This window comes from Bradyrhizobium genosp. P (assembly GCF_049949265.1).
GTDB lineage: Bacteria > Pseudomonadota > Alphaproteobacteria > Rhizobiales > Xanthobacteraceae > Bradyrhizobium.
Genome location: NZ_CP188195.1, coordinates 3,755,556 through 3,777,534, shown reverse-complemented (window position 1 = coordinate 3,777,534; position 21,979 = coordinate 3,755,556). Strand labels below are relative to the sequence as shown.

Genomic DNA, 21,979 nt, shown 5'->3' with positions numbered 1-21,979 from the left:
TCCGAAATTGCGCAAGCCGTATCTAAATTACGAATTGCGGTGACAGTGTGGACTGCACCCCGTAGGTGAGACACGGCAATTTCCGTGACAGGCGCATTTTGCGGATGGCCGGTCGCATCGCGCAAGACGCGGCCGATCACCGGCTCGGCACTGCCCGCAATGACACGCGGAAGAGCGACGCGCGTTTAGGAGCAATCGCGAACTTGCGCCCGGCGCCTCGCGACCGCCCCATCAACCTGTTCTCGCTACCTTTCGCGCGTAGCGCAGCATGTGAGTGGCCGTTCTGTCACATCGGTTAGAATACCGCCATCTGCCACAACGACAAATTGTTATCCGGCGCTCTCTCGTTTACGAGTCTTCTTGGAATAAGCGACGTTGATATTGCCGGCGTCGTGGAGGCAGGGGTGTCACGTGGGAATGCCAAAAAAACGGAGTGCGGCATACCGCACGGCCGACTATTGTGCCGCGCAGGCGGCGGCCAGCCCTTGGTGCGGTTTTTCGCCAAGCCGTTTCAGATTCACAAGACATTTCCAGTTCAGTGGTTTCCTAAAAACGCTGCCTCTGCCGGTCGCGCAGCTTTTGCTTCTCGCGGCCTTCGCCAACCGTCGGGCCCTTTGGCGAACGGCCTTTGCCGCAATACTGCGTCGCATCGGTCCGACGCTCGTTTCCACTTTGATGATTCCTTTCGGCGGAGGCCGGGCGCGGCCGTTTGCTGCCGCCATGCTCGCCGTCGCTCTCCTCGCCTTGGGGTTGCCGGAAGCCGCTCAGGCCGCCCCTTGTTCGGCCAATCTTGTCTTTTCGAGCATCAACGCAACTCAAGATGTCGATATTTCAGGTTGCGATACGGCGGATTTCGGCGCCTATGCGGTTCAAGGCACGGATACGGCTGTATTTTTTCCGCTTGGAAATAGTCCCGATGATCCTTACAACACATCGAATGCGCACTACGCTGTTACCTGGAATGTTGCGGACAGCACTGGGCACGGCATAGATACCATAACCATAAAGCTTATCTCCGTGCCTGGTGGTGCGGCCGCGGATAGTTTTAATCTATACGTAAGCAATAATCCTTCGTGTTCGGCGAGTCCGTGTCCGGCTAACCAGCCTTTTGCCTTTTCGGTGACATTGCCCGCAACGTCGCCGACGGTGACCGGCATCAGCCCCGCCAGCGGGCCGTTAGGCGGTGGCAATTCGGTGACCATCACCGGTACTGGTTTCAATACGACGCCGGCCAGCAACACGGTGAAGTTCGGCGTAACCTCTGCGACCGTGAACTCGGTTAATGCCGGAGGGACGTCGATGACCGTCACCGCTCCGGCGGGCACCGCGGGCATCGTCGACGTTACGGTGGCGACGTCGCTCGGAACGAGCACGTTGACCGCCGCGGACCACTACACTTATGCCGCGGCTCCGACAGTAAGTTCGATCAGTCCTACAACTGGTCCGGTCGCCGGCGGCACCTCAGTGACCATCACCGGCGCGAACTTCACCGGGGCGACATCCGTCACCATCGGTGGGGTGGCAGCAACAGCCGTGACCGTCGTCAGCGCGACATCGATCACTGCTACCACGCCGGCCCATGCGGCGGGCACAGTCGATGTTGCCGTAACGACGCCCGGTGGCACCGGAACAGGCACGGGACTCTACACTTACATTGCGGCGCCGACCGTGACTGCGATTTCGCCGACCAGCGGTCCGGTCGCCGGCGGCACCTCAGTGACCATCACCGGCGCGAACTTCACCGGGGCGACATCCGTCACCATCGGTGGGGTGGCAGCAACAGCCGTGACCGTCGTCAGCGCGACATCGATCACTGCTACCATGCCGGCCCATGCGGCGGGCACAGTCGATGTTGCCGTGACGACGCCCGGTGGCACCGGAACAGGCACGGGACTCTACACTTACATTGCGGCGCCGACCGTGACTGCGATTTCGCCGACCAGCGGTCCGATCGCGGGCGGTACAGCGGTGACCATCACCGGCACGAATCTCACCGGGGCAACATCCGTTACCATCGGCGGCGTGGCAGCAACGGGCGTGACCGTCGTCAGCGCGACCTCGATCACCGCGACCACGCCGGCCCATTCGGCAGGCACAGTCAATATCGCGGTGACGACACCCGGTGGCACCGGAACGGGCACCGGACTCTACACTTACGTCTCGGCACCGACCGTGACCGCGATTTCGCCGACGAGCGGTCCGATCGCTGGCGGTACAGCGGTGACCATCACCGGCACGAATCTCACCGGGGCGACATCCGTCACCATCGGCGGCGTGGCAGCAACAGGCGTGACGGTCGTCAGCGCGACCTCGATCACCGCGACCACAGCAGCCCATGCGGCGGGCACGGTCGATGTTGCGGTGACGACACCCGGTGGCACCGGAACGGGGACCGGACTCTACACTTATATTGCGACGCCGACCGTGACTGCGATTTCGCCGACCAGCGGTCCGATCGCGGGCGGTACAGCGGTGATCATCACCGGCACGAATCTCACCGGCGCGACATCCGTCACCATCGGTGGGGTGGCAGCAACAGGCGTGACGGTCGTCAGCGCGACCTCGATCACCGCGACCACAGCAGCCCATTCGGCAGGCACAGTCAATGTCGCGGTGACGACACCCGGTGGCACCGGAACGGGCACCGGACTCTACACTTACGTCTCGGCGCCGACCGTGACTGCAATTTCACCGACGAGCGGTCCGATCGCTGGCGGTACAGCGGTGACCATCACCGGCACGAATCTCACCGGGGCGACATCCGTCACCATCGGTGGGGTACCCGCCACCGGCGTGACGGTCGTCAGCGCGACCTCGATCAATGCCATCACGCCGGCCCATGCGGTCGGCGCGGTCGACGTCGCTGTGACAACACCCGGCGGCACCGGCACGGGCACCGGGCTCTACACCTACTCTGCGGCGCCGACCGTGACTGCGATCTCGCCCAACAGCGGTACGACGGCCGGGGGCGCCTCGGTCACCATTACCGGGACAGGCTTCACCGGGGCGACCTCCGTCACCATCGGTGGGGTGGCGGCGACCGGCGTCACGGTCGTCGGCGCGACCTCGATCACGGCGACGACGCCGGCCCATGCCGCAGGCACAGTCAATGTCGCGGTGACGACACCCGGTGGCACCGGAACGGGCACCGGACTCTACACTTACGTCTCGGCGCCGACCGTGACCGCGATTTCGCCCAACAGCGGCACGACGACCGGCGGCACCGCTGTCACCATCACGGGAACAGGCCTCACCGGGGCGACCTCCGTGACCATCGGCGGGGTGGCAGCCACCGGCGTGACAGTCGTCAGTGCGACCTCGATCACCGTGACCACGCCGGCCCATGCGGCCGGCGCGGTCGACGTGGCCGTGACGACGCCCGGTGGCACTGGAACGGGTACCGGATTATACAGCTATGCGTCGATACCGAGCGTCACATCGATCTCACCGACCATCGGTTCGACCGCCGGCGGTACAGCCGTTACCATCACCGGCACGAACTTCGCCGGAGCGACATCCGTTACTATCGGCGGCGTGGCAGCAACCGGCGTGACCGTCGTCAGCGCGACCTCGATCACCGCGACCACAGCAGCCCATGTGGCGGGCACGGTCGATGTTGCGGTGACGACAACCGGTGGCACCGGAACGGGGGCCGCGCTCTATACTTACGCTTCGGCTCCGACCGTGACTGCGATCTCGCCGGCCAGCGGTCCGATCGCGGGCGGTACAGCCGTGACCATCACGGGCACGAACCTGACCGGGGCGACGTCGGTCACGATCGGTGGCGTGGCCGCCACGGGCGTGACGGTCAATAGCGCGACCTCGATCACCGCGACCACGCCGGCCCATCCGGCAGGCACAGTCAACATCGTGGTGACGACACCCGGCGGCGCCGGCACGGGCACCGGGCTCTACACCTACTCTGCGGCGCCGACCGTAACTGCGATCTCGCCCAACAGCGGTACGACGGCCGGCGGCACCAGTGTCACCATCACCGGGACGAGCCTCACCGGGACGACGTCAGTCACCATCGGCGGCGTGGCTGCCACAGGCCTGACGGTCAATAGTGCGACCTCGATCACCGCGATCACGCCGGCCCATGCTGCGGGCACGGTCGATGTTGCGGTGACGACACCCGGCGGCGCCGCGACTGGGAGCAGCCTTTACACATATTCTTCAATCCCAACGGTGACATCGATCTCGCCCAATTCGGGGACGACGGTGGGGGGCGCCAGCGTCACTCTCAGCGGGGCAAATCTCACCGGTGCAACGTCGGTGACGTTCGGCGGCGTGGCGGCGACCGGTTTCACGGTCAACAGCGCGACCTCGATCACCGCGACGACGCCGGCCCATGCCGCGGGCGCAGTCGACATCAGCGTAACCGCTGCGGGCGGCACCGCGACGGGAAGTGGCCTTTACACCTACACCATGCCGGCCACCGCGACGGTCGTGGTCTCATCGAAGAATCCGAGCGAGGTCGGGCAGTCCGTGACCTTTACGGCGACCGTGAGCACCGGAAGTGGCACGCCGACCGGTGCCGTGACCTTCGACGACGGCGGCGTCTCGATCGGCACCGCGACATTGGCGGGCGGCACCGCCGCGCTGACGACTTCGGCGCTCAAGCTCGGCAATCACACCATCACCGCCGTCTATGCCGGCAATACCAGTTTCTCGGCCAGCGCATCGTCGCCATTGCTGCAGTCCGTCAGCACCCCCCAGGACAGCCTGAAGCTGCGTGCGTTGCAGATCATCGCAACCAAGACGGTTGCGCAGAATTCCGGGTCTGCGATTTCGGGCGCGATCGACACCGCGATCTCGGACGGGTTCGGCGACGGCGGTGACCTGGTGACGCCAAGTGATGGCGGCTTGCGCTTCAATTTCTCGGCCGATCCGGATCGGCCGCATGGGACGACGTCCGAGAGCCCGGTCACCGACCGCTGGAATGGGACGTATACAGGTTCCACTGCCAACAGCGGTTTGCCGGGCAGTGCCGACCGCTACGCGCAACCACAGTCGCCCCGCGGCAGATCACGCGTCGACGACGCCTTCGCCGCAATCGATCGCAACGCGATGCCTGCGAAGGCGGCGCCGCTGCGCTACACCGAGCCGAAGGAATGGTTGTTCTGGGCGGACGTCAGGGGGGCCGGCATCAATCGCTCGGGCTCGCCGACGGCGGCCTCGGTCCTGTACGGCAGCCAGATCAACGCGCTGATCGGTTTGACGCGCAGGATCACGCCCAACTTCCTGGTCGGTGCGGTCGGCGGTTACGAGACCTTCGACTACAAGTCCGACACCTTGTCCGGCCGTCTCAAGGGCGACGGCTGGACCGTCGGTTCCTACCTCGGCTGGAAGTTCGCGCCGGGATTGCGCTTCGATGCGGCGGCGGTCTATTCCGGAATTGGTTATGACGGCAGCGCTGGCACCGCCTCTGGCGACTTCAGTGGACATCGCTGGCTGGTGTCGGGCGGCCTGACCGGTGACACCAAAGTCCATGGCTTCGACATCGAACCTTCGGCCAGGGTCTACGCGCTCTGGGAAAATGAGAACGCCTACACCGACTCGCTCGGCACGCCGCAGGCGGAGCGCAGCTTCTTCACCGGCCGCGCCTCGGCCGGCCTCAAGGTCAGCTATCCGTGGCTCGCCAGCGCGACCGTGGCGCTCGCGCCTTATGCGGGCCTCTACGCGGATTATTATTTCACCGGCGATGATGCGGCCGCCGTGGCGCTCGCAGGGGCACCGCTACTTGCCTCTGTTCCGCTGCTCGAAGGCTGGTCGGCACGGGCAACCGGCGGCTTGGCCGCGCGCTTCGCCAATGGCGCCCAGGTCGCGATCGGTGCCGAACTCGGCGGCATCGGCGGCAACGTCCAGATATGGACCTTCCGCGCGCGCGGAAACGTTCCATTCTAGACTAGCCAACGTCCCATCTGGGGCACCTCTCGGACACGGCGCATTATCCCATTTGAGGCCGGCGCGGAAAACGGACATTGCCGGCGGCTCGCAACTAAACCAATTTATGGGTACACGGCCTAATTCCCGCGTATCGTAGCGGCGGCCGGAGTGGCGCAGGGCATGTTTCGAAACTCGATCAGGCAGAAGATCGTCGGCATTGCCGCGGGGCTGATCGTGCTTGCCGTGGTCACGTCGGTGCTGTCGATGGTCATGGCGGGCCAGGTCGGCCATCTGCTCGGCGAGCTGACCAACCGCTACATTCCCGCCTACGCCCATCTCGCCCGCATCAACGTCCGTTCCCTCGAGCGTTCGCTGGCCATGCGGCGGATGATGATGGCGAAGATGCAGGAGCCGGCGGAAGACGAAACCTACGCTGCCGCGCGCAAGACTTTCGACGAGATCGAACCCGTGATCAGCCAGGAGGCCGATGCCGCACGCAAGCTGATCGATGCAATCATCGAGGATCCCTCTACCCCCTCCGACAATGCCGCGCTCGGCCGCATCGACGACCGGATCGAAAATACGCTCAACGACCTGCTTGTCCGGCTGAACACGGAAAACAAGACGCTGCTCGGTGAACTCGACGCGAAGGATTTCACCTCTGCCAGGAAGACGATGCGTCGCGCGGAGGGCCTGCGCGACGACTTCAACGCCAGGATCGAAGGCATTCGAGCGGATATGCTCGCGCAGGTCGGCGCCAGCGCCAAGACGGTGATGAGTGCCCAGCAGCACGCCATCATCATCTCGGCCATCGTCACCACGATTGCCGCGGTGCTCGGCTTCGTGTTCGCGATGCTGGTCGGCAGCGGCATCACACGCCCGGTGATGCGGCTGCTGGAAGGCACCCGCGAGGTCGAGGCTGGCCGGCTCGACGGCGCCATCACGATCACGACGCAGGACGAGATCGGCCAGCTCTCGGCCGCCTTCAACCGCATGATCGAGACCTTGCGCCACAACCAGCGCATCCGCGAAACCTTCGGCCGCTACATCAACCCGCGTGTCGCGGAAGGGCTGCTCGACGAGCCCGCGATCGCCGCGACCGAGGGACAACGCCGTGTCATGACGGTGCTGTTCTGCGACATGAAGGGTTTTACCACCCTGAGCGAAGGCGTGACGCCGCGCGGCCTCGTCAAGATCATGAACCTCTATCTCTCGACGATGTCCGAGCCGATCCATGCGCATCGCGGCATCATCGACAAATATATCGGCGACGCCATCATGGCCTATTGGGGAGCCCCCTTTGTCGATGAATCCGAGCAGACCCATCTCGCGGCCCTTGCAGCGATAGACATGACCGGCCGCGTCGCCCAGCTGCGCAAGGAATTGCCCGAGCTGCTCGGCGTGCGCGCGATCCCGACCGACTGCGACATCCGGATCGGGATCGCCACCGGCGAGGTGCTGGTCGGCAGCATCGGCTCCGAATTCATGATGAGCTACACCGTGCTCGGCGACACCGTGAACCTCGCCTCACGACTGGAAGGCGCCAACAAGTTTTACGGCAGCCGCTGCCTGATCTCGGAAACGACCGCCGCATCCTGTGCGGCGACGATCGAGCTGCGCGAGATCGACCGGCTGGTCGTGGTCGGCCAGACCCAGCCGCAAACCGTGTTCGAGATCCTGGCCAAGATCGGCGAGCTGACGCCGGCACAGGCAGAGCTCCGGCAGCACTACGCCGACGGACTCGAGGCCTATCGCGAGCGCCGTTGGGACGACGCGGAGCGCGCATTTGGGGCAGCGCTGGACGCTGTGCCGGGCGACGGGCCGTCGATGGCATTCAAGGCGCGCGTCGAGGCGTTCAGACAGAATCCCCCCGCGGCGGATTGGGATGGCGCGTGGCATCTGGAGCATAAATAGCCGCCGTTTGCGTCCCGCTAGAGCCGTTTCCGTTCCGATCAAATCGGAACGGGGCTCTAGATTCTTGTTTTGACGCGTTTTCTTCACGCGAACCGGTATCCACTTCGCTTGAAAACGCTCTTAGAGCTGGGCCTCGATCGCCACCTTGTCGATGACCGACCACACCTGCACGATCTTTCCGCCGCGAAATTCGTAGAATACATTTTCCGCAAACGAGACCCGCCTGCCGTTGACGTCGAGGCCGAGGAATTCTCCCTTCGGCGAGCAGTCGAACGTCAGCCGGCTTGCGGCACGGGTCGTATCGCAAACCAGCAGATCGATGTTGAAACGAAGGTCCGGTATGTCGCGAAAGTCCTGCTCCAGCATGGCGCGATAACCTGAGAGCCCGAACGGCCGGCCGTTGTGGCGCACGTCGGCGTCGACAAACTGTCCGAGCTGCGCCCAGTCCTGCCGATTCAGGCAGGCGATGTAGTTTCGGTAGATGTCGGCGAGATCGGTCCCGTTCATGGTCCCTGCACCTGTGGTTCCGCGATTGTCGTCAAAGAGGGACGAGGTCAGCTCCCGCCCTCGCCCAACAATTTCCCGGACATCGACTCCGTTCCCGTCCACCCAATATCACCGTGCCGTCGCACATCGAGATTCTGACATGAAAGTTAGTTTCGCCTCCATTGCCGCAAAGATTTTTTCAGACCGCCGGGAATGTCTGCGGCGACGGGGAGTTGTTGCTTCTGACCCACGACGGCCCAATCCGAAATCGGGAGGTTTGCATGACCAAGTCACTGATGAAGCTTGCAACGCTTGCGGCGACCCTCGCGGCGCCGATCATCCTTTGCGCACCGCAAGCCACCCTGGCGGCTGGAGGGGGAGGTGGAGGCGCAGACTACAGTTCTCCGCCGCCGCCCCCTCCCCAGCAGAAGGACAGGAAGACCACGCAAAAGAAGAAGCCCGCCAAGCAGTCGACCCTCGAGGATCCGGCATTTCGCGCGGGCTACCGCACGGCCTATGCGACCATCTACGAACGCAACGACTATGCCGGCGCGATCGATCAATTGCATGCGCTCGGGCGTGACGATCATCCGAACGTCGCCAATCTGATCGGTTACTCCTATCGCAAGCTCGGCGACTACAAGCAGTCGCAGGTCTGGTACGAGCGCGCGCTGAAGGCCGATCCGAACCATGTGCTGACGTGGAACTATTACGGCCTGTGGCAGCTCGAACAGGGCAATCGCGATCAGGCGCAATACCATCTGAGCCGGATCGCTTCGATCTGCGGCACCGACTGCGACGAGTATCGCACGCTGGCGGCGGCGCTCGAAAAACCGCCAGGCACCGCGCTCGTGTACTGACCCGCGACCGGGCTGTCGCCGGGCGGTAGATTGCGCGATTGGCCTCGCTGCGTGCCATCCGTTATCGTGGCACGCTAACCTCGCGAGGCTACCATGGGCGAATCGATTGAAATCGGTGCGCTGCAGCTCAGATTCCTGCAGAGCAAGGAGACCACCGGCGGCAGCATCGATCTTTTCGAGATGACGTTGCAGCCGAATGCGCGGATGCCGATCCCGCATTATCACGAGAACTGGGACGAGACGATCTACGGCCTGTCCGGCGTCTCGACCTGGCAGGTCGACGGCCGGGACATCGATCTCGCCCCCGGCGAAACCGTGTTCATCAAACGCGGCATCGTCCACAGCTTCACCAACCGCTCGGATAGTCCGGCGACCTGCCTCTGCATGCTGAGCCCCGGCGCGCTCGGGCCGCAATATTTCAGGGAAATGGCTGCGCTGCTGGCCGGCGGCGCGCCTGATCCGGCGAAGATGAAGCAGACGATGCTTCGCTACGGCCTGGTGCCGGTGGCCCCTTGATCGTCTCCAGGACAGTACGGCCGAACACCTGAGCGTCTCACATTTCCGCTGGATCAGCCCGTCCAACAGCCCCGCCTGCACTGTCATCTGCTTGTCATGAATTGTGCGGACAGGTTCAGCCGGACCAGTTCGAGGACACGCATGGACTACTTCAAACGCTTCAACTTCCTGTTCGCCGCCCCGGTTTTCGAAGCCGACGACCTCGAAGGCATCCGCTTCAACCAGATCATCACCGAAATCGAGCGGTCCGGCTTCGAGGTGGTCCGCGCCCGCAAGCTGGAAGATGCCGAGATCGCGGTGCAGACCGACGCCGCGATCGGCTGCATGGTGGTCGACTGGGGCAAGAAGGGGCTTGAGGGCAAGACCGCGGCGCTGATCAATTTGATGCGCCGGCGAGGCCTGGACTTCCCGATCATCCTGCTGATACGTCGCAAGCGGTTCGAGGACCTTCCGGTCGAGGTGCTGGATTTCATCGACGGCTATGTGTTCCTTTCCGAGGAAACGCCGCCGTTTATCGCCAAGAACCTGATCTCCAGGCTCAAGCAATATGCCGAGAACCTGAAGACGCCGTTCTTCGGCGCCCTGGTCGACTATGCCGAGGAAGGCAACCAGCTCTGGACCTGCCCGGGGCACAATGGCGGGGTGTTCTACAGCCGCAGCCCGATCGGCCGGGTGTTCGTCGAGCACCTCGGCGAGGCCGTGTTCCGCGACGACCTCGACAATTCCGTGCTCGACCTCGGCGACCTCCTGACCCATGAGGGGCCGGCGCTGAAGGCGCAGAAGGAGGCAGCCAGAATCTTTGGCGCCGAGAAGACCTATTTTGTGCTCAACGGCACCTCGACCTCCAACAAGGTCGCGCTCGGCTCGCTCGTCACCGACGGCGACCTCGTGTTGTTCGACCGCAACAACCACAAGGCCGCCCATCACGGCGCGCTCATGATCGGCGGCGGCATTCCGGTCTATGTCCCGACAGTACGCAACGCCTGGGGCCTGATCGGCCCGATGCGCTGGGACCTGCTCGACGAAAGCGCGCTTCGCGACGCCATCCGCAAGCACCCACTGGTCAAGGACGAGAACGCCTGGAAGAAAGAGCGTCCGTTCCGCGTCGCCGTGGTCGAGGAGTGCACGTATGACGGCACCATCCACAGCGCTGAGATGATCCTCAAGCGGATCGGCCATCTCTGCGACTACATCCTGTTCGACGAGGCCTGGGCCGGCTTCATGAAATTCCACCCGATCTATACCGGCCGCTTCGCGATGGGGCTGTCCGATCTCGGCCCCGAGGCGCCCGGCATCATCGCGACGCAATCGACCCACAAGCAGCTCGCGAGCTTCTCGCAGGCCTCGCAGATCCACATCCGCGACCGCCACATCAAGGGTCAGAAGCGTCGCGTCGAGCACCGCCGCTTCAACGAAAGCTTCATGCAGCACGCCTCGACCTCGCCGTTCTATCCGCTGTTCGCCTCGCTCGACGTCGGCGCGCAGATGATGAAGGGACGATCCGGCGAAGTGCTGTGGGACGACACGATCCGGCTCGGCATCGAGCTGCGCAAGAAGATCCGCGCCGTCAAGCGCGAGTTCGAGGAAAAGGAGACGCGCGCCGAGCGGCGCTGGTTCTTCGAGCCGTTCGTGCCTGATAGGGTGATGATCCCGGACGTCGCGCGCGAGGGCGGCGTACACAACGTCGCCTGGGAGACGATCTCGACCGACCAGCTCGCGACCAACCCGTCCTACTGGCAGCTCAATCCCGGCGAGACCTGGCACGGCTTCCCGGAAACTGTGGCGGGTTTCGCCATGACCGACCCGAACAAGCTGACGCTGCTAACGCCGGGCTTCGATCACGCCACCGGCGCCTATGCCGACCACGGCATCCCCGCACCCGTGGTGGCGCAATATCTGCGCGAGAACCGCATCGTCGCCGAGAAGAACGACCTCAACTCCCTGCTATTCCTGCTGACGCCCGGCGTCGAGGCCAGCAAGGCCGGCACGCTGATCTCGGGGCTGGTCGCCTTCAAGAAGCTGCATGACGACAACGCCCTGCTCGAGGACGCCATCCCCGAATTCTATCGGCGGCGGCCGGGCCGCTATGCCGGCGTGCGGCTGCGCGACCTCTGCGGCGACATGCACCGTTTTTTCCGCGACGCCGGCGTCAGCACGTTGCAGGCCAAGCAGTTCCTGCCCGAGCACCTGCCCGAGATCGTGATGTCGCCGCGCGAGGCGTCGCGCTATCTGATCCGCAACGATGTCGACTATCTGCCGATCGACGAGGTTTTCGGCCGCGTCGCGGCGACACCGTTCGTGGTCTACCCGCCCGGCATCGCCACCATCGTGCCCGGCGAGCGTCTGTCGGAGCAGAGCCGCCCGATGATCGATTATCTCAAGATGTTCGAGGCGAGCTTCAACGCATTCCCCGGCTTCGAGGTCGAGATCCAGGGCGTCTACAAGGAAATCGATGCGTCCGGCCGCGTCCGCTTCTATACTTACGTCGTATCGGAATAAGCGGACGGACTGCACGCAATGGAGAATGACCACAAGATCACTGTGCGCGCCTCGCGCGACAGCGACGTCGACGCGATGCTGTCGATCTATCGCCGCCATATCCGGCATGGCGTCGAGGACAGCGTCGACGATAGCGGTACGCCGGAGCCCGACGATCTGCGCGACCGTCGCAAGAACCTGCGCAACACCCGCCTGCCGCATCTGGTCGCGGTCTGCGATGGCGAGGTGGTCGGCTACGCCTATGTCGTGCTGTTCCGCAAGCGCCCCGCCTACCGTTATACAGTGAAACATTCGATCTACGTGCATCATCAATATGTCGGCCAGCGCGTCGGCGGAAAGCTGCTGCAGGAATTGATCAACACCTGCGCCGCGGCGGGCTTCCGCCAGATGATCGGCTATATCGACTCCGACAACGCCGCCTCGCTGACGCTGCACGAGCGGTTCGGCTTCGCCCGCGTCGGCCATTTGCCCAGCGTCGCCTACCGCTACGGCCACTGGTCCGACAGCGTCATGATGCAGCGCTCGCTCGCCGCGGGGAGCACCGAGCCGCCCCCGCCCGCGCCGCTGTCGAGAAGGTGATGGGGCAAGCGAAACACCCACCCGCCGTCGTCCCGGCGAAGGCCGGGACCTATAACCACCGAATTGAGTTGTGAGAGAAGCCGACGCCGCTTGTGCCATTTCCGCGGACTGCGGCGTATGGGTCCCGGCCTTCGCCGGGACGACGGCGAGTTTGTTGCGCGACTAGAGCGGTTCATGGCTAGGATGAATCGGGAGGGATTCCCCTGAGGGGCGGTTTGTGATTCAAGATGCTGGCTGGGCTGGGGGCCAGCATCTGATGGGCCGACCTCTTTCCAATGACCTGCGAGAGCGCGTGGTGGCAGCGGTGGCAACTGGCGAGAGCTGCCGTATAGTGGCGGCACGGTTTGGTGTTGCAGTGTCCTCTGTAGTGAAGTGGTCGCAGCGCTACCGGGCGACCGGCTCAGTGGCGCCGGGCAAAATGGGCGGGCACCGGAAGCCGGTGCTGGAACCGCACCGCGCGTTCATCAAAGAGCGGATTCGCCAGACACCGCATCTGACGCTGCACAAGTTGAAGGACGAACTCGCTGCGCGCGGGGTCAAGGTCTCTCACAATGCGGTCTGGACATTCCTGCGGCGCGAAGGGCTGCGATTCAAAAAAAACGCTGTTCGCCCTCGAGCAAGCCCGCGCTGACGTTGCGCGTCGGAGGCGACGCTGGCGGTCATGGCAGGCCAGCCTGGATCCCCAGCGCCTGGTTTTCATCGATGAGACCTGGATCAAAACCAGCATGGCCCCGCTGCGCGGATGGGGACCGAAGGGCGAGCGAGTGGGAGGTTTTGCCCCGCACGGCCACTGGCGAACGCTGACCTTTCTCGGCGCTCTGCGTTGCGATGGCCTCACGGCCCCTTGCGTCTTCGATGGGCCAATCAACGGCGAGTGCTTCCGAGCTTACGTCGAACAGCAGCTCATCCCCGTTCTCAAGCCGGGCGACATCGTCATCATGGACAATCTCGGCAGCCATAAGTCGGCCGCTCTGCGCCGCGCCATCCGCGGCGCCGGCGCCAGGCTCTGGTATCTGCCGCCTTACTCACCAGACCTCAATCCGATCGAGCAGGCCTTTGCTAAAATCAAGCATTGGATGCGCATCGCCCAGAAGCGCACCCTCGAAGACACTTGGCGTCACATCGGCGACCTTGTTGCAACTATCCAGCCCCGCGAATGCAGCAACTATTTCGCCAACGCAGGTTATGCTTCCGCCAAATCGTGAAACGCTCTAGTGAATCACAAATGTCCGCCGTAGCCTTGGCGAAGGCGGGAGAGCGAGCTTAAGCTGCATGCTCACCTGACGCGCGAGATAGATTCGCGCGCGCACTTGAGAGCGCCCTACTCCAACGTAAAGCCGACCCGCAGCGCCACCTGGTAGTGGCGAACCTTGCCGTCTTCGATGTGGCCTCTGGTCTGCACGACTTCGAACCATTTCATTTCCCGGACCGTCTTCGACGCGCGGCTGACGGCGTTCTCGATCGCCGCTTCGATGCTCTTGTCCGATGATCCAACGAGCTCCAGGATCTTGTAGACGTGATCCGTGTCATGGCTGGCGGGCATGTTGACCTCCTTGGGTGGTAGCAGTGGGGATGTTGTGGGAACGATTTTCTCCAAACTTGTCCGGATGCAGGCCGGTAATTGCTGCGCAGCAGCACACGCGACGAATTGAATCAACGTGTCGCGTCGCTTTCGGTGCCATAGGCGCACCTCTCTTTCTGCGCGCCTGCCTTTGTCCGCGCATCCGCCTATGGTAGCATGACCAGGTGCAGTTTTTCGGGAGCGATACCATGTCGACCATGTCCAGCTCACCCGCCACACCTCCTCACAGCCTTGGATCCGGACTGGCCCACCTTCGCGCGAAGTGGGGCTGGATCGTCGCGCTCGGCGTGATCTATCTGATCGCAGGCGTGCTCGCTTTCGGCAGCGTGTTCTTCGCCACCGTCGTCAGCGTGTTCTTTGTCGGCGCCATGATGATCGTCGCCGGCGTCGCCGAGATCATCAACGCATTCCAGTTCAAGTCGTGGGGCAAGTTCATCTTCTGGCTCCTGCTCGGCGCGCTCTACGTCGTGGCGGGCTTCGTCACCTTCGAAAATCCCCTGCTTGCGGCGGCGACCTTGACGCTGTTCCTCGGCGTCGCGCTGGTCGTCTCCGGAATCGTCCGCATCTTCCTCGCCTTCGGCATGAATTCGGCGTCGCCCTGGGGGCTCGTCGCGATCTCCGGCCTGATCACGCTGGTGCTCGGCGCCATGATCCTCGCGCACTGGCCGGTCTCGAGCCTCTACGTGCTCGGCATCTTCCTCAGCGTCGACCTGATCTGCGCCGGCGTCAGCTGGATCAGCATGGGGATGGCGCTGAGGCGCCGGACGTAACGGTTAGTCATACGGCGGGCTAGCAAAGCGTAGTCCGCCTGCGCCCTGCGCTATCGCCCGACCTCCACCGCGGCGCGCACCAGCGCCGGTGAATGTCACGACGGCGACGACGACTGCAACCACGGCTGCTTGGACACCTGCGTCAGAATCGACGCGCAGCACGGCAAGCGCGCCGCCCGCGCGCATGTCAGGTTGACTACCCCTCCCCACGCGGTATCCATCCCGGGAATGGGCTTTCGCGCGAGAGCGCCTTCGGGGAGAACGACGTGCATTTTATCGATGATAGCGAGGTCAACCGCGTCCTGACCTTTCCGATCCTGATCGAGGCCATCGAGGCCGCGCACCGGCGGCCGAAGATCGCGGTGCGGGACGGTTATCTCGGCGACGACAAGGGGCAGCAGCTGGTGACGCGCAGCGCCGTCGACGCCGGCCGCTTCATGATGACCAAATTGTACACCAGCTTTCCGGCCAACCTCGCCCACGGCAAGCTGCCCGCGGTGCAGGCGGTCTGCGTGCTGTTCGACGGCAATAACGGGCAGCCGCTCGCGGTGATCGACGCCTCCGAGATCACTCATTGGAAGACCGCCGCAGACTCCGCGCTCGGCGCCAAGCAGCTCGCGCGGGAGGATGCCGAGACGCTGCTCGTGGTCGGCGCCGGCGAGATGGCGCACTGGCTGGTGCGCGGGCACCGCACGGTGCGGCCGTCGCTCAAGCGCGTCCAGATCTGGAACCGGACTATCGAGCGCGCACAAGAGCTCGCGACGCTGCTGGAAGGCGAAGGCATCGGCGCTGAAGCCGTCACCGATCTCGACGCCGCGACCCGCGAGGCCGATATCATCACGACCTGCACCCGCTCGCGCGAGCCGCTGGTCAAGGGCGCGAATCTGCGGCCCGGCACCCATCTCGACCTGGTCGGCGGCTTCACGCCTGACACCCGCGAGGCCGACGACGAGGCCGCGCGGCGCTCGCGCGTGTTCGTCGACCGCCGCGTATCCGCCTTCGACGGCGTCGGCGACATCCTGCAACCGATTGCAAGCGGTGCGATCAGCGAAACCGACGTGCTCGGCGACCACTACGACCTAGCCAGCGGCAAGGTCGCCGGCCGGCTGTCGGATAGCGACATCACCTTCTTCAAGAACGCCGGCGGCGGGCATCTGGATCTAATGACATGCGAAACGGTGTTTGCGCAGTTGGGGAAGGAGCTGCGGTGAACGGCGCGTCGAACACCGCAGCCGGGGTTAACGCCAGCGAGTAGCCCGCATGAGCGCAGCGATATGCGGGACAGCCTCTACCCGGATGTCGCTTCGCTCATCCGGGCTACGCCGTTGAACGCCCCTACTCCGCCGCCTGCTGCACCGGCGCATCCAGCTCCGCCGATACCTTCGGCGGCGACATCGGCAGGCTGTAGAATCGCCGGCCCAGCGCGTTGTAGACGGCATTGGCCACTGCGGCCATCACCGGCACCAGCGGTACCTCGCCGACGCCCTTGATGCCCTGCGGATGCTTCGGGTTCGGCACTTCGACCAGCACGGTGTCGAGCATCGGCAGGTCGGAACACACGGGCATGCGGTAGTCGAGGAAGCCGGGATTATCGACCTTGCCATCCCTGTTGTAGATGTACTCCTCGTTCAGCGCCCAGCCGATGCCCTGGGCGACGCCGCCCTGGAGCTGGCCTTCGACATAACTCGGATGCACAGCGCGGCCGACATCCTGGACCGCGGTGTATCTGACGACCCTGATGATGCCGAGATCGACGTCGACCTCGACGTCGCAAATATGCGTGCCGAAGCCGCCCTCCGCTCCTTGCGTGTTGAGCTGCACGCTGGCGCCGATCGGGCCGCCCTGCGAGGGCGCCTTCTCGGCGAGATCGGCCAAGGTCAGCGGCTCGAACTGGCCGGCATTCGGGCTCACCGGGTGCGCGGCGCCGTTCTCCCACTTCACTGCCTCGGGGTCGATGTCCCAGATCTTCGCCGCGCGCTCGCGCAACGTCGCGATCACCTTGTCGGCCGCCTGCGTCACCACCATCGCCGACGCAAACAGCACGCGGCTGCCGCCGGTGAGGTTGGAGAAGCCGACCGTCTGGGTATCGCCGATGATCACGGAGACGCGCTTGTAGTCGATGCCGAGCAGCTCGGCGCAGATATTGGCGATGCCGGCGCGCGAGCCGCCGATATCGGGATGGCCTGTGGTGACGACGACGTTGCCGTCCTCGGTGATGTTCACTTGCGCGGAGGATTCGCCGCCGGCGTTGAACCAGAAGCCGGACGCGACGCCCCTCCCCTGAAGCTTGCCGAGCGGCGCGGCATAATGCGGATGGGTCTTGGCGGCCTCCAGCGTCTCGATATAGCCGATGCGCGGGAATACCGGGCCGTGCGCGGCTTTCGTCCCCTGCTTCGCCGCGTTCTTCAGCCGCAGCTCCAGCGGATCGATCTTCAGCGCCTCGGCAAGCTCGTCGAGCACGCACTCCACGGCGTAGGCGCCGATCGGCGCGCCGGGTGCGCGATAGGCCGCGACCTTGGAGCGGTTGGAGCAGACGTCAAAGCCCTCCGACAGCACATGCGGGATGTCGTAGGGCGCAAAGCTGCAGCCGACCGCGCCGCGGACCGGCGAGCCCGGGAAGGCGCCGGCCTGCAAATAGAAGCTGCCATGCGCGGCGACGATGGTGCCGTCTTTCCTGGCGCCGATCTTCACCGTGCTCTTCGAGCCGGATGTGGGCCCGGTGGCGCGCATCACCTCTTCGCGCGTCATCACCATCTTGACCGGGCGGCCGGACTTCTTCGCCAGCATCGTGGCGAGCGGCTCGAGATAGACGATGGTCTTGCCGCCAAAGCCGCCGCCGATCTCGGCGGGGATGGCGCGGATATCGCTCTGCGGAAGCCCTGTGAGCATCGACGTCATCGCGCGGACCATGAACTGGCCCTGGCTCGACGACCAGATCGTGGTCTTGCCGTCGGCGGCGACCGAGATCAGGCAGGCATGCGGCTCGATATAGCCCTGGTGCACCGGGCGCGTCGTGAAGGAGCGCTCGATCACGATGTCGGCTTCCTCAAAGCCTTGCGCGATGTCGCCCTTCTTGACCTCGATCCGGCTCATGATGTTCGAGGGCTTGCCGTCGAACTTGCTCCACTCATGCAGGATTGGCGCGTCGGCCTTCAGGGCGTCCTCGATCTCGATCGCCCACGGCAGCACCTCGTAATCGACTTCGATCAGATTGCAGGCCTCGGCCGCGATCGCCTCCGTGGTCGCGGCCACCGCGGCAACGGGATGACCTGGGAACAGCGCCTTCTCGCGCGCCATCACGTTGCGGCACATCCAGCGCATGTCCTGGATGCCGAGCATCACCGCGCCCTTCGCGATCGTGAAATCGACCACGTCGCGCGCGGTGACGACCGCCTTCACGCCGGGAAGCGCCTCGGCCTTCGCCGTGTTGATCGACTTGATCCGGGCATGCGGATGCGGGCTGCGCAGCACCTTGCCCCAGATCATGCCGGGCATGGTGGTGTCGGCGGCAAAGGCCGCACGGCCCGTCACCTTGTCGACGCCGTCGGGTCTGATGGTGCGCTGGCCGATCCATTTGTTGTCGATGACGTTCATTGATGTGCCTCCTGGATTCCTTGCCGCATCTCAGCCGCGGTCTCCATCACCGCGCGGACGATCTTGTCGTAACCGGTGCACCGGCAGAGATTGCCGGCGAGCCAGAAGCGGACTTCCTCTTCGCTGGGATCGGGGCTCTGCTTCAGCAAGGCCGCGGACGCGACCAGCATGCCCGAGGTGCAGATGCCGCACTGGAGCGCGGCGTGCTCGAGGAATTTCTGCTGCAACGGATGCAGGTTCTCGCCGTTGGCCATGCCCTCGATGGTCCCGATCTCGTGCCCCTCGGCCTCGGCGGCGAGCATCAGGCAGGAGCAGACCAGCCGGCCGTCGAGCGTGATCGAGCAGGCGCCGCAATCGCCGGACGAGCAGCCCTCCTTGGAGCCGGTCAGCCCAAGCTGGCCGCGCAGCGCGTCGAGCATGGTCTCGTACGGCTCGCAGAGGAATTCCACCGGCTCGCCGTTGACGGATGTGGTGACGTGCAGTTTCGGCATGGTGCTAATTTCCTTCCGCGCGGCGGGCCGCGATCGCGGCGGTGCGCTTGAGCAGCACGCCGGCGGTTTTGGTGCGATAGGCAATGGTGCCGCGCTTGTCGTCGATCGGGCGGCAAGCGGCGCGACAGGCGGCGGCAGCAGCTTCAAGCGCTGTTGCATCGAGCCGCGAGCCGATCAAGGCCCTTGCCGCCGGTTCAACCAGCAGCACGGTCGGCGCTACCGCGCCGAGCCCGACGCGGGCCGCGGTGCAAACACCATCCTCCAGCGTCAGGCTGACGCCGAGGCCGACCACCGCGATGTCCATCTCGGTCCGCGGGATCATCCGCAGATAGGCGTCGCTCGAGCCCGCGGGGCGCGGCGGCAACGCAAAACCGACCAGGATTTCGCCCGGCTTGAGGTGGGTGCGGCCGGGGCCGGCCGGCACGTCCTCCACCTTGATTTCGCGGCGGCCGTCTGGCCCCTGCACGGTGACGACGGCACCGGCCGCGATCATCGCCGGCACGCTGTCGCCGGCGGGCGAGCCGTTGCAGAGATTGCCGCCGGCGGAGGCCCGGCCCTGCACCTGCTTGGAGCCGATCAGGTTGACGGCCTCGAGCACGCCGGGCCAGACCTTGCCGAAGCGCGGGTGGTCGGCCAGTTCCATGCCGGAGATGGCCGCGCCAATCCGGAAGCCGCCATCGGCGGCTTCGGTAATCTCGGTCAATTCGCCGATCTTCTTGATGTCGACGATCAATCCCGGCCGCACCATGCCGGAGCGCATTTGCACCAACAAATCGGTGCCGCCTGCCATAATGCGGGCGGCACTTCCGGCGGCAGCGAATGCGCCGATCGCTTCATCAAGCGTGCGCGGTGCTACGTATCGGAGTTCGGTCATGTCGTTGTTCGGCTCTCCCTCGCCTGCTCGTTCCCTTGTGACGGTGATGGCCTTGTGGCCTGGTCGGCAGGATTGAGAGCCTACACGGCGGGGCGGGCCCGGAACAGCCTTCAAGGTGCGGTGGAAAGCGGCAGGCTCCCATGCAGGATGCGGACTTGCGCGGCCCCCGGCGGCGGCGCCGGCCGCTGCACCGGTCATGGACCTCTCACATCGTGAGAATAGCAGAGACGCCGCGCAGTCACGCGATCGTGTGAGCGCGCCACACGATATGTTCGCCGATCCCGATGATCATGCGACCATGGCTCCTCTCAACCTGCCAGCGGCGCGGCAATGACACCGTTGGTCCGCGACCGGCGCTGGCCTTTCATCGTCGCGCTCGCTGCAGTGCTCCTGATCGGGCCGCCAACGCCCGCACGATCCGGCGCGGCGCCGCCAAGCACCGGCGCGTGCGAGACCTGCATCCGCATTCGCGTCGGCGTTCCGACCATCGTGCGCGGACCCGCGGCCGACATCGCGGATAACAGGTTCAACGAGATCGCGCTTCCGAACGGACGCTTTCGCGGCTTCGACGCCCACAGCGAGACGCGGGCGATCGACGGGGCGCGACCGTCGGACATGAGCGGCCCCACCCGGATCGTGCTGCGGCCGGGGCCGCCGGGCAGTATCGATTCCTGCGGCCAGTGGCTGAACCATGCCGAGCGCGCCGGTGCCAAAGTCCTCGGCTTTATCCACGATGAGACCGCGTGCAACTATCCGGCAGGCCAGACCCACAAGTCGATGTCGCTCGCGACCTCATCCGATGACGGCCTGACCTGGCACGACCTCGGCAGATCATCACCGGCACCGACGCCCCGACGCCCGGCAAGAACACCGGCGAAGGCGACTGCACCGCCGTCGATGGTCGCGACAGCTTCTACTATCTTTACTGCTTCCGTCCGCGCGACGGCGCGCTGTTCGTGGCGCGCGCACCGATCTCCGACCCCGGCCAATGGAAGAAATATTTTGACGGACGGTGGGACGAGCCTGGGCTCGGCGGTCAGGCGACGCGCCTGATGAATGGCTCGGGTACAAGCGTCGCGCGCTGGGCCGCGAGCGGCGAACTGGCGCTGACCGGCTGGGTGCCCGGCGGCCTCGGGCTGTTCCTGACCCGCGATCACGTCACGCTCAAGGCGGTACCGGAGCCGCTCTTGGTGCTCGACCCCGGTGTCTGGCAACGCCCGGCGCCGTCCGAACTCGTGACCTATCCCGTCCTGCTCGACGCTGCGACCGGCGGCAACCAGCTCTCGAATTCATGGCTGCTGGCCTACGCCTACTGGCCGCCGGGCGGCGGCCACGCGGACAAATATCTGGTGGTCCGACCCGTGGAGGTGTCGCGCAGCAACACGCCCGGGTCCCCGCAGGTCGGCGTGCAACTCGCGCGCTGGTACGACGCAGCACAGCACGATCGCTGGTCGACGACGGGGCCGGTCCCCGGCAATGGCACGTCCTACCGGCTCGAAGCGCAATCGGGCTACCTGATGACGGCCGCCATCGCCGGCGCCGCCACGGCCGAACTGGAAGACTGCGTCGGTCCGCGGCCCGGCCATCCCGACCATCTTCTCGCCGAGAAGGGTTTTTGCGAAGCACACGCCTACCAACGGTTGCGCACGGCCGGCTGGGTCTATGCGCAAGCGCAGCCCGATACGATTCCGCTCTACCGCTGCTACAGCGCGCGGGAACAATCGCACTTCGCATCGAACGCCGCGGATTGCGAAAAGCTCGGCGCAAACGAGCACCTGCTGGGCTATGCCCTAAAGCCGTGACCCGCCGCCCGTGCTTGCCTGCAACACCGGATTGGTGGAACATACCGTCGCTGGACGTGCATGCCCGGTGGAGCGGCACGCGGATCGATCGCCGGATCGCTCCGGCTGCGGTCAAATCAGGAG

At 65.0% G+C, this 21,979-nt stretch carries 17 protein-coding genes; 11 read left to right on the top strand and 6 right to left on the bottom strand.

Going from position 1 to position 21,979, the window contains the following annotated elements; genetic code table 11:
- Window positions 1-944 precede the first annotated feature (944 nt).
- Window positions 945-1,310, bottom strand: coding sequence for a hypothetical protein (locus ACP2YO_RS18330; protein WP_426443558.1), 366 nt, complete (start codon window positions 1,308-1,310; stop codon window positions 945-947).
- On the opposite strand from ACP2YO_RS18330, the gene ACP2YO_RS18325 reads away from it, so the two are divergent.
- Window positions 1,195-5,907, top strand: a complete 4,713-nt coding sequence (locus ACP2YO_RS18325) for an IPT/TIG domain-containing protein (RefSeq protein WP_426443234.1) — start codon at window positions 1,195-1,197, stop codon at window positions 5,905-5,907. The genes ACP2YO_RS18330 and ACP2YO_RS18325 overlap by 116 nt on opposite strands.
- Window positions 5,908-6,069: 162 nt before the next feature.
- Window positions 6,070-7,803, top strand: coding sequence for an adenylate/guanylate cyclase domain-containing protein (locus ACP2YO_RS18320; protein WP_426442098.1), 1,734 nt, complete (start codon window positions 6,070-6,072; stop codon window positions 7,801-7,803).
- 120 nt (window positions 7,804-7,923) lie between these two features.
- On the opposite strand, the gene ACP2YO_RS18315 is transcribed toward ACP2YO_RS18320, so the two are convergent.
- Window positions 7,924-8,310, bottom strand: coding sequence for an ester cyclase (locus tag ACP2YO_RS18315; RefSeq protein ID WP_426442097.1), 387 nt, complete (start codon window positions 8,308-8,310; stop codon window positions 7,924-7,926).
- Between the two features lie 260 nt (window positions 8,311-8,570).
- Between ACP2YO_RS18315 and ACP2YO_RS18310 the strand changes: the two genes are divergently transcribed.
- The 5 genes from ACP2YO_RS18310 to ACP2YO_RS18290 all read left to right on the top strand — a co-directional run bounded on the left by ACP2YO_RS18310 (window position 8,571) and on the right by ACP2YO_RS18290 (window position 13,948).
- On the top strand, window positions 8,571-9,149 hold the full coding sequence (locus ACP2YO_RS18310; RefSeq protein ID WP_426442096.1) for a tetratricopeptide repeat protein: 579 nt from the start codon (window positions 8,571-8,573) through the stop codon (window positions 9,147-9,149).
- Window positions 9,150-9,242: 93 nt separating this feature from the next.
- Window positions 9,243-9,665, top strand: coding sequence for a cupin domain-containing protein (locus tag ACP2YO_RS18305; protein WP_426442095.1), 423 nt, complete (start codon window positions 9,243-9,245; stop codon window positions 9,663-9,665).
- Window positions 9,666-9,806: 141 nt separating this feature from the next.
- Complete coding sequence (locus ACP2YO_RS18300) at window positions 9,807-12,164, top strand: Orn/Lys/Arg decarboxylase N-terminal domain-containing protein (protein WP_426442094.1); 2,358 nt, start codon at window positions 9,807-9,809, stop codon at window positions 12,162-12,164.
- 18 nt (window positions 12,165-12,182) lie between these two features.
- Window positions 12,183-12,743: an N-acetyltransferase family protein gene (locus ACP2YO_RS18295; RefSeq protein ID WP_426442093.1), complete on the top strand. Its 561-nt coding sequence runs from the start codon at window positions 12,183-12,185 to the stop codon at window positions 12,741-12,743.
- Window positions 12,744-12,999: 256 nt separating this feature from the next.
- Window positions 13,000-13,948 (top strand): IS630 family transposase gene (locus tag ACP2YO_RS18290; RefSeq protein WP_426433951.1). Its coding sequence is split into 2 segments (ribosomal slippage): window positions 13,000-13,335 and window positions 13,337-13,948, totalling 948 coding nucleotides; the frame shifts between segments, so codons are not numbered across the junction.
- 116 nt (window positions 13,949-14,064) lie between these two features.
- On the opposite strand, the gene ACP2YO_RS18285 is transcribed toward ACP2YO_RS18290, so the two are convergent.
- A complete protein-coding gene (locus ACP2YO_RS18285) occupies window positions 14,065-14,286 on the bottom strand; it encodes a dodecin (RefSeq protein WP_426442092.1) in 222 nt (73 codons plus the stop codon).
- Window positions 14,287-14,522: 236 nt separating this feature from the next.
- Between ACP2YO_RS18285 and ACP2YO_RS18280 the strand changes: the two genes are divergently transcribed.
- Window positions 14,523-15,095, top strand: coding sequence for an HdeD family acid-resistance protein (locus ACP2YO_RS18280; RefSeq protein ID WP_426443233.1), 573 nt, complete (start codon window positions 14,523-14,525; stop codon window positions 15,093-15,095).
- Between the two features lie 266 nt (window positions 15,096-15,361).
- On the top strand, window positions 15,362-16,306 hold the full coding sequence (locus ACP2YO_RS18275; protein ID WP_426442091.1) for an ornithine cyclodeaminase family protein: 945 nt from the start codon (window positions 15,362-15,364) through the stop codon (window positions 16,304-16,306).
- Between the two features lie 124 nt (window positions 16,307-16,430).
- Here the strand turns inward: ACP2YO_RS18275 and ACP2YO_RS18270 are convergent, their stop codons facing one another.
- From ACP2YO_RS18270 to ACP2YO_RS18260, 3 genes are read right to left on the bottom strand one after another with little or no spacing between them, the layout of a single operon-like run.
- The gene (locus tag ACP2YO_RS18270; RefSeq protein ID WP_426442090.1) at window positions 16,431-18,689 is read right to left on the bottom strand and encodes a xanthine dehydrogenase family protein molybdopterin-binding subunit; all 2,259 of its coding nucleotides are present in this window, start codon (window positions 18,687-18,689) and stop codon (window positions 16,431-16,433) included.
- A complete protein-coding gene (locus ACP2YO_RS18265) occupies window positions 18,686-19,180 on the bottom strand; it encodes a (2Fe-2S)-binding protein (protein WP_426442089.1) in 495 nt (164 codons plus the stop codon). Before ACP2YO_RS18265 ends, ACP2YO_RS18270 begins: the two co-directional genes overlap by 4 nt.
- 4 nt (window positions 19,181-19,184) lie before the next feature.
- Window positions 19,185-20,054: an FAD binding domain-containing protein gene (locus ACP2YO_RS18260; RefSeq protein ID WP_426442088.1), complete on the bottom strand. Its 870-nt coding sequence runs from the start codon at window positions 20,052-20,054 to the stop codon at window positions 19,185-19,187.
- Between the two features lie 330 nt (window positions 20,055-20,384).
- Here ACP2YO_RS18260 and ACP2YO_RS18255 point away from each other — a divergent pair, with 330 nt between their 5' ends.
- Complete coding sequence (locus ACP2YO_RS18255) at window positions 20,385-21,107, top strand: hypothetical protein (protein ID WP_426442087.1); 723 nt, start codon at window positions 20,385-20,387, stop codon at window positions 21,105-21,107.
- Window positions 21,107-21,856 carry a hypothetical protein gene (locus ACP2YO_RS18250; RefSeq protein ID WP_426442086.1) on the top strand — a complete coding sequence of 250 codons (750 nt, stop codon included), beginning with the start codon at window positions 21,107-21,109 and terminating at the stop codon, window positions 21,854-21,856. The genes ACP2YO_RS18255 and ACP2YO_RS18250 overlap by 1 nt, the downstream gene beginning before the upstream one ends.
- The last annotated feature ends 123 nt before the right edge of the window (window positions 21,857-21,979 follow it).

Excerpts from the sequence above, each read along its gene's own strand:
- ACP2YO_RS18320 (WP_426442098.1), top strand. The coding sequence starts at position 6,070 with ATGTTTCGAAACTCGATCAGGCAGAAGATCGTCGGCATTGCCGCGGGG.
- ACP2YO_RS18315 (WP_426442097.1), bottom strand. The coding sequence starts at position 8,310 with ATGAACGGGACCGATCTCGCCGACATCTACCGAAACTACATCGCCTGC.
- ACP2YO_RS18310 (WP_426442096.1), top strand. The coding sequence starts at position 8,571 with ATGACCAAGTCACTGATGAAGCTTGCAACGCTTGCGGCGACCCTCGCG.
- ACP2YO_RS18305 (WP_426442095.1), top strand. The coding sequence starts at position 9,243 with ATGGGCGAATCGATTGAAATCGGTGCGCTGCAGCTCAGATTCCTGCAG.
- ACP2YO_RS18300 (WP_426442094.1), top strand. The coding sequence starts at position 9,807 with ATGGACTACTTCAAACGCTTCAACTTCCTGTTCGCCGCCCCGGTTTTC.
- ACP2YO_RS18295 (WP_426442093.1), top strand. The coding sequence starts at position 12,183 with ATGGAGAATGACCACAAGATCACTGTGCGCGCCTCGCGCGACAGCGAC.
- ACP2YO_RS18285 (WP_426442092.1), bottom strand. The coding sequence starts at position 14,286 with ATGCCCGCCAGCCATGACACGGATCACGTCTACAAGATCCTGGAGCTC.
- ACP2YO_RS18280 (WP_426443233.1), top strand. The coding sequence starts at position 14,523 with ATGTCCAGCTCACCCGCCACACCTCCTCACAGCCTTGGATCCGGACTG.
- ACP2YO_RS18270 (WP_426442090.1), bottom strand. The coding sequence starts at position 18,689 with ATGAACGTCATCGACAACAAATGGATCGGCCAGCGCACCATCAGACCC.
- ACP2YO_RS18265 (WP_426442089.1), bottom strand. The coding sequence starts at position 19,180 with ATGCCGAAACTGCACGTCACCACATCCGTCAACGGCGAGCCGGTGGAA.
- ACP2YO_RS18260 (WP_426442088.1), bottom strand. The coding sequence starts at position 20,054 with ATGACCGAACTCCGATACGTAGCACCGCGCACGCTTGATGAAGCGATC.
- ACP2YO_RS18255 (WP_426442087.1), top strand. The coding sequence starts at position 20,385 with ATGACACCGTTGGTCCGCGACCGGCGCTGGCCTTTCATCGTCGCGCTC.
- ACP2YO_RS18250 (WP_426442086.1), top strand. The coding sequence starts at position 21,107 with ATGAATGGCTCGGGTACAAGCGTCGCGCGCTGGGCCGCGAGCGGCGAA.